The sequence below is a fragment of the Peribacillus sp. P4_C12 genome (genome assembly GCF_056402095.1).
The window spans coordinates 1-6,759 of sequence record NZ_JBFUIB010000187.1 but is presented as its reverse complement, the minus strand read 5'-3'; the positions used below and the strand labels follow the sequence as shown (position 1 = coordinate 6,759).

The following is a 6,759-nucleotide window of genomic DNA, read 5'->3' as shown; positions in this document are numbered from 1 at the left end:
GACCAGAGGTTTCGAATGCCCTGGACAAGCTGAATACCGGAGTCACCTACCTGATAGGCGAGCTAACAGAAACGTTGGATAACGCTTCTAAAGAAGAACAACCTGAAACGGAACAAGTGAAAAAACCAACATTGGAAGCACCCGCTGAGGCCTCCTTTTCAGTCCGTAATGTCGAAATTGGCGACACTAAGGCTGCTGTTGAAAAACTGGCTGGTGAAGCAAAGCGGCAAACCCGGAATGAATATGGCGTAGACTGGTTCGCTTATCACGAAAATTATCAAAACTTCTTCATGGTTGCCTACGATACGGACGATAAAGTTGTTGGATTATATACGAACCAAGATTTAATCTCCTCAAAACAAGGAATTAAACGCGGCACGCCTAAAGAAGCAGTGACTGAAAAATTAGGAGATCCTATAACAAAACTCCTTAAAGGAAACGTCTATTACCAGATTCGAAGCGATGGCGAATACGATATGTTTGAAATGGATAAGAGCTATGTGACTATCTTCTATGACAAACATGAGAAAAATACAGTTACATCAATCCAAATTATCGACGCAAAATTGGAAAAACAAAAGAATGCCTATTTTGCAGAAGCCAGTCCGGAGTTAAAGAACGGCTTTGAATATCAACTATTTGACCTGACTAATGCATCAAGGGTCAACCATGATCTCTCGGTCCTTTCTTGGGATAAACAAGTGAAAGTGACCGCTCAGGATCACAGTGCCGATATGGCAGTGAATCATTACTTCAACCATAATAACCTTGAAGGAGAATCCCCCTTTGACCGAATGGAAGATGACAAAATCACTTTTCGAATGGCTGGGGAAAACCTCGCAGCCGGTCAGAACAGCAGTATCTTTGCTCATGAAGGGTTAATGAACTCCATCGGACACAGGGAAAATAAATTACAAAAAGATTTTGAATCTCTCGGGGTCGGCGTCGCCTTTGAAGATAATGCAAAACCGTATTATACAGAAAATTATTTAACGAAGTAATAACAAAAAGCCGTTTCTGGAGAAATCCCGCACGGCTTTTTTTGATTCTATCCTCCTGATTTTAAAAGAATCTCAACACCGTCCTAGAGTTATCTTCTTTACTTTATAGTTGTTTTTGTTTTTATAATATTCAGTTTATTTTACTTGACTGGAACTTTAACACTATAAGATAATACTTAAGAGTAATATAATGACAAATTAAACGTTGGGGTAACCGATTTATGATTAAAAGAGGTAGAAAAAAGGGTGCCAACGGTGAACAGAGTCGAGCTTTACTACTCTTCATCGCGGCAGATGAGTTTGCTCGGAAGGGTTATTTTGAAACAAAAGTTAGTACAATCGTTCATAGAGCAAATTTAAGTCAGCCTACTTTTTATCTGTATTTTGAAAGTAAAGAGGCCATTTTTAAGGAGTTAGTTAAGAAATTCCGATATGAATTATTTAATCTTACTATACAAAGCCGGCTTGAAACTAGGCTTGATTTAAACGCTATTCCCCTCAAAATCACCCAAGGATTAGCCGCGATATTTCGTTTCTTTGCTGAAAATCAAAGTTTAACTCGAATTGGTTTTTTTCTCTCTCAAGAGGCTGAAGAAATAAAGAAGGAGTTAGCGGCACAAATAAAAGAAAACCTGATATATGAACAACAAAATGGCTATTTCCATCCAGATGCTAACATGTTGATTATAGCTGAAAGCTTGGTCGGAATTATTGAACGTTTAACCATAACTCAAATTTTTGAAGAAAACATTCAGCCTGAAATATTAGCGAATGAAATTGTACACCTTTTGTTGGACGGATTGTTAGTTAAGACCTAATAATTCATTTTACTTTTCTAACTATTATTCCTCTGCGAAATTTAAAATATAGTTGATAGGGAGTATTATTATGAATTCTTTAAAGCAATCGCAGCAGGAACCGCTCGAAAGAATGTGGATTGCACTTATGATTGAAGCCAAACAAAGCGGAATAACAAAAGAACAGGTCAGAAAATTTATTAGACAGCATCAAATGAATAATGCTTTCGAAACAGATTTACAGCCGCAAATGGACTCAATGGAAGATTAGTTATTAGGAATAATAATTTCAAAACGAATAAAAGATGGACTCCATATGGAAGTCCATCTTTTATCTGAAAATCTAATTAATTTGTACTTCATCTATATTATTGATAATCATTGGTCAAAAGCTCCATACTAAACCTTAAACCCCATTAAACAAGGATGTGAGTTTAGATGGACTTTTTTCACGGCCAAGAAGCACTTACTATAATTCAGTGGATCTTAAGGGCCATTGTGTCTTACTTCTTTTTACTTTTTGCAGCTAAAATAATGGGGCAACGAGCTATTTCTCAGTTAAGATTACTTGATTTTTTAATAGCATTAATTATTGGAAACATCCTTGCCCATCCTTTATCTGATGAACAGTTAGGTCTAAAGGGACCATTGATAACGACAGCCGTATTAGTACTTTTATATATTTTTTGCGTTTTTTTGAGCCTAAAGTGGGGAAAACTTCGAAGTTTTTTTGAAAACTCTCCTTTTCCCCTTATAGAAAATGGGCAAATTGTTTATAAAAGCTTAGCCAAAGCCAGAATCTCTATCGATTTTTTATTATCTGAATTAAGAAAAGAAAAAATTGAAGATATTCAAAAAGTTGCGCTTGCATTATGGGAACCAGATGGTACAATTTCATTTTTTTTAAACCCTCAATATGAAGCCGTAACCCCTGCCGATTTAGAACTAGTAACAAAAACCTTTTCTTTTCCGAGAACGATTATTAAAGAGGGAAAAATTGATTTTAGTGAATTAACCCGCATTGGTAAAGACGAAGAATGGCTTAAAAACCGAATAAAAACTGCATACAGTGAGGAAGTATATGATATTTTATTAGCAACCATTGATAATAACGATTCAGTGAAAATCTTTTTATACAAATAGATTTTGAAGCTAAACCATATAAGTCCTCTTAGCTATGCCTTTATTTAATACGATTTACTTTTACTTAAAGAAGAGAGTAGTTTTATACCCTGAATATGTTAAAGGCCACCAAATTGGTGGCCTTCTTAGGACAAGATTACCCCTGTTTATACATAGAGAAAACTTCCCTCTGCTTCTACCAAAGTAGTGTATTTAAGAACTTATACACATCCTCATAAACCTGCTCACGCTCTTTGCCTAATGTGATTATATGGCCAGAGTTTTCGTACCATATCAAGTGTTTATGCTGCGTATCGACTTCACTGAAAACCGCTGTAGCACTGTTCGTATAGTCCGGATCATCCAAGCGCCCTTGTAAAACAAGAGTTGGTGATGTGATTAAATCTAAATTTTCACCAGTCTCATTTATTATATTCACCACATCTTTCAGTTGAGTCATAGGCTCTTCTTCCAACAGCTTCACTTCGGCAGCAATTTGGTCTGCATCTTTGCCTTCAAACTTCTTATAAGCCTGTGCATAATTGAGCAAGCGGTTTTTTTGTCGATCGATACTTTTTCCTTGCGTCGGAGCGCACATTGAAACCACCCCTATCACAGGAAGTTCAATTCCTACTTTTAATGAGAACACTCCTCCTAAAGAAATTCCTACAACAGCAATTTCCTCGTAGCCTTCATCTTTAAGGAATTGATAACCATCCACTACGTCTTTCCACCATTCCTTTGGACCTGTTTTAGCAAGTTCCTCGGCTGATACTCCGTGCCCTCTATAAAGAGGTCCGTGACAGGTATAGTCGCGATCATTCAGGTATTTCCCTAATTTTTTCATATCTCCCGTACTTCCGGTAAACCCGTGAAGTAAAAGAACAGCTCTATTTCCACCTCTGTATGTGAATGACTCAGGTGCTTTCACTTTCATCTATCTAGGACCTTCTTTCTGCTCTTGTTGATAAATAGAATCTAAATGATTTTCAAAAAAAAATCAATTAATACCCCTTGAGTGGGATTTCTTCTATCCTATTCCGTATTTTCATTAAAACAGATAAATCAAGTATATAGTATCCTTACCACACTCTTTACAACTCATCCGTTCAGAAGCACATTTTACTATGATTGATTTTATTTAGCAATCGTCATTTAACCATTTTTTTTTAAAAAAGTAAAATATACCTTGTAATACGATGTACATCGTATTACACTAAAGCAAATGAAAAAAGAAGGTGATTTTTTGGATAAAGAATTGATGAAGGGAAGTATTGACCTCCTCCTGCTTTCACTTCTTTCACAAAAAGAGCTGTATGGCTATGAAATGACGAAGATTCTAAGGCAAATGAGCGAGGGGCAATACGAAATCAGTGAAGGCACCCTATACCCGGCTCTTAAGCGTCTAGAAAGAAAGGAATTTATAGAAGGGTATTGGAAAGAGTCCGAGTCCGGACGCAGGAAATATTATCGTATCACAGACAGCGGCCAAACCGAGCTTGAACGTAAACGCAGCAGCTTTACCTTCCTTGAAAATTTAGTTCGGAAAAGCGCAGAGGATTTCTGATGAAAACAGCATTTGAAAGGTATGTAAAAAAAATAGTCAACCAAACCGATTGTACCAAGGAAGAAAAAGAAGATATGTTTGAAGAACTGCTTCTCCATCTGGAGTTGAGCCGGGATGATTTAATAAAGCAGGGGAAGACCCCAAAAGAAGCCGAGAAAATGGCATTAATCCTTTTTGGCGACGAATGGGAAATCGGCAGTCAAATTCAGCAGGCCATTTTTCCATACCGAAAAGAGCTTATGCTGACTTTATCCATTGTTTCAATTCTTTTTACGTTTTCGGTGTATGCGCTGCAACTATTCCAAGAAGGAGATGCCTACATCGGCTGGCTTCTTTTTTCGATACTGACTAGTGCAACTATACTCTCACTTACACTTAACCTCCTAGTCTCTATCAACCGGAAAATCATGGTCAACACCGTGTTAGTGACCCATGCCCTTGTCTATATATATGGATGGGGAATCGCGTCCGACCTTGACTTTACATTATTTCCTTTATTCAGCCTGATTATGGCAGCGATTCTCCTACTATCCCTTTACCTCATTTACAAAACAGCCTTGGTTCTTCCAGGATATAGTGGAAATAATTTGAAAAAAGCAAAAATTCTGCACATTTTCAATATTACACTCGGCATCTTGTTTTTGTCAGTTACCTTATTTTTCTTATATGCTTTTTTAATCTTCTCAAGTGAAGTCCAGCCGTTTATGCTATTATTTTTCATCCCGACTGTCTTATGGATTTCGTTATATATCCTACAGATTAAACTGTTAAAAAAGAAGCCTACGGCATCAAATATATGTGCTGTTCTACAGGTATTACTTGTTCTAGCAATTATTTTTACGATGATGATACTCTACCGTTAAGGAGTCCTTCAAATGAAAAAGAAGCACATCTATCTCATTCTGACCACGCTTGCGATTGTGACTGTCCTGCTTGTCATCGCCGGCTTGGTCTTTAAAAAAGAAGAAAATGAAAAGCAGCAGGGCTTAACCAATCAATACGACGTATCCACTCAAGGTACAATTGCATACGTCACACACTTTAAGGGAAAACCACAATTAAAACTCTATAATCCTACATTATCCGTTGAAGAAAAAGTCCTTGAATTGAGCAACGATGAACAAATCCTCGACCCGACTTATTCCTACAATGGAAATATGCTTGCCTTTATTGTAGCTAAAAAAAACCAAGAAGAAGATTCAACTAGTTCCATTCAGCTTCTTGATTTGAAATCACAGAAAATCAGTGAATTATTCAAAGCAGACTTCCTGATCACAGAACTCGATTTCACAAAAAGCGGCCGCTCTCTCTTTTATATTGGAGCCGGTTCGTTTAAAAACTATTCGCCGATCACGGGTCCCCGTCCTCACGATCTCGATATTTATGAATTTGATATAGAAAAAAAAGAGTCCACCCAACTGACCTCTTTTAAGAAATATGGTCTTAGTTCCCTAAATGTCACCACTGATGGAAAAGCCGCTTATTATCAAACCGATGATGATGCGGATGCTAAAACGGCTGATGAGATTTTCGAAACGCATCAACGGATTTTCAAAGTGAAATTTGACCAAACAGGTATCGAAACCGTCACAGACTCTAAACGTGATGTCGATATTTTTGATTTCACAATTACCCCGGATGAAAAAACGATGATTTTCCAGTCCATCTCCAACGAGCAATCAGGTAGTACCTATATTTATGAGCTTTATAGCTATGACCTCAAAACCAAGACCGAAAAGCAGCTGACCCATCTTCAAGAATACACAGATCGCCCAGTCATCAGCAGCGATACAAAAACGGTCTATTTTATGGTAGATAAGAAATTCGGCAAAAGCGATCCACAGTATCACCTATATAAAGTGGGGATTGATGGAGACAACCCGGAAGAAATTTTGTTACCTAATTAATAAGAAAGGCTTCCGACACCAATTATTGACGGTGCCGGAAGCTTTTTTTATGGGGTTACTCGTGAGTTTGGCTGTTTACTCGTGAATTATCACGATTTACTCGTGAGTTTCTGGCTTACTCGTGAATTTTCACGATTTACTCGTAAGTTTGGCTGATTTACTCGTGAGTTTTCACGATTTACTCGTGAGTTTCTGGTTTACTCGTGAATTTTCACGATTTACTCGTGAGTTTCTGGCTTACTCGTGAATTTTCACGATTTACTCGTAAGTTTGGCTGATTTACTCGTGAGTTTTCACGATTTACTCGTGAGTTTCTGGTTTACTCGTGAATTTTCACGATTTACTCGTGAGTTTCTGGCTTACTC

Annotated in this window: 8 protein-coding genes; 7 read left to right on the top strand and 1 reads right to left on the bottom strand. The window is 37.4% G+C overall.

From position 1 onward, the window contains the following. From AC1DUW_RS18155 to AC1DUW_RS18140, 4 genes are all read left to right on the top strand, one after another. Positions 1 to 1,001: CAP domain-containing protein (locus tag AC1DUW_RS18155; RefSeq protein WP_477643131.1), on the top strand; the 1,001-nt coding region annotated here is incomplete at its 5' end. A 221-nt stretch (positions 1,002 to 1,222) separates the two neighbouring features. Then, entirely contained in the window at positions 1,223 to 1,819 is a 597-nt protein-coding gene (locus AC1DUW_RS18150) for a TetR/AcrR family transcriptional regulator (RefSeq protein WP_477643130.1), read from the top strand. A gap of 70 nt (positions 1,820 to 1,889) precedes the next feature. Beyond that, positions 1,890 to 2,069, top strand: coding sequence for an anti-repressor SinI family protein (locus AC1DUW_RS18145; protein ID WP_053347401.1), 180 nt, complete (start codon positions 1,890 to 1,892; stop codon positions 2,067 to 2,069). A 167-nt stretch (positions 2,070 to 2,236) separates the two neighbouring features. Next, a complete protein-coding gene (locus AC1DUW_RS18140; protein WP_477643129.1) occupies positions 2,237 to 2,941 on the top strand; it encodes a DUF421 domain-containing protein in 705 nt (234 codons plus the stop codon). 175 nt (positions 2,942 to 3,116) lie between these two features. On the opposite strand, the gene AC1DUW_RS18135 is transcribed toward AC1DUW_RS18140, so the two are convergent. Beyond that, on the bottom strand, positions 3,117 to 3,857 hold the full coding sequence (locus AC1DUW_RS18135; protein ID WP_477643128.1) for an alpha/beta hydrolase: 741 nt from the start codon (positions 3,855 to 3,857) through the stop codon (positions 3,117 to 3,119). A 309-nt stretch (positions 3,858 to 4,166) separates the two neighbouring features. Here AC1DUW_RS18135 and AC1DUW_RS18130 point away from each other — a divergent pair, with 309 nt between their 5' ends. The 3 genes from AC1DUW_RS18130 to AC1DUW_RS18120 are packed head-to-tail and all read left to right on the top strand — an operon-like array spanning position 4,167 to position 6,394. Next, positions 4,167 to 4,487, top strand: a complete 321-nt coding sequence (locus tag AC1DUW_RS18130) for a PadR family transcriptional regulator (protein WP_053347404.1) — start codon at positions 4,167 to 4,169, stop codon at positions 4,485 to 4,487. Then, positions 4,487 to 5,350 carry a permease prefix domain 1-containing protein gene (locus tag AC1DUW_RS18125; protein ID WP_477643127.1) on the top strand — a complete coding sequence of 288 codons (864 nt, stop codon included), beginning with the start codon at positions 4,487 to 4,489 and terminating at the stop codon, positions 5,348 to 5,350. The genes AC1DUW_RS18130 and AC1DUW_RS18125 overlap by 1 nt, the downstream gene beginning before the upstream one ends. Positions 5,351 to 5,362: 12 nt before the next feature. Next, positions 5,363 to 6,394: a TolB family protein gene (locus tag AC1DUW_RS18120; RefSeq protein WP_477643126.1), complete on the top strand. Its 1,032-nt coding sequence runs from the start codon at positions 5,363 to 5,365 to the stop codon at positions 6,392 to 6,394. The last annotated feature ends 365 nt before the right edge of the window (positions 6,395 to 6,759 follow it).

Bases quoted from the DNA above. Each gene is read 5' to 3' on its own strand.
- AC1DUW_RS18150 (WP_477643130.1), top strand. From the start codon at position 1,223: ATGATTAAAAGAGGTAGAAAAAAGGGTGCCAACGGTGAACAGAGTCGA.
- AC1DUW_RS18145 (WP_053347401.1), top strand. From the start codon at position 1,890: ATGAATTCTTTAAAGCAATCGCAGCAGGAACCGCTCGAAAGAATGTGG.
- AC1DUW_RS18140 (WP_477643129.1), top strand. From the start codon at position 2,237: ATGGACTTTTTTCACGGCCAAGAAGCACTTACTATAATTCAGTGGATC.
- AC1DUW_RS18135 (WP_477643128.1), bottom strand. From the start codon at position 3,857: ATGAAAGTGAAAGCACCTGAGTCATTCACATACAGAGGTGGAAATAGA.
- AC1DUW_RS18125 (WP_477643127.1), top strand. From the start codon at position 4,487: ATGAAAACAGCATTTGAAAGGTATGTAAAAAAAATAGTCAACCAAACC.
- AC1DUW_RS18120 (WP_477643126.1), top strand. From the start codon at position 5,363: ATGAAAAAGAAGCACATCTATCTCATTCTGACCACGCTTGCGATTGTG.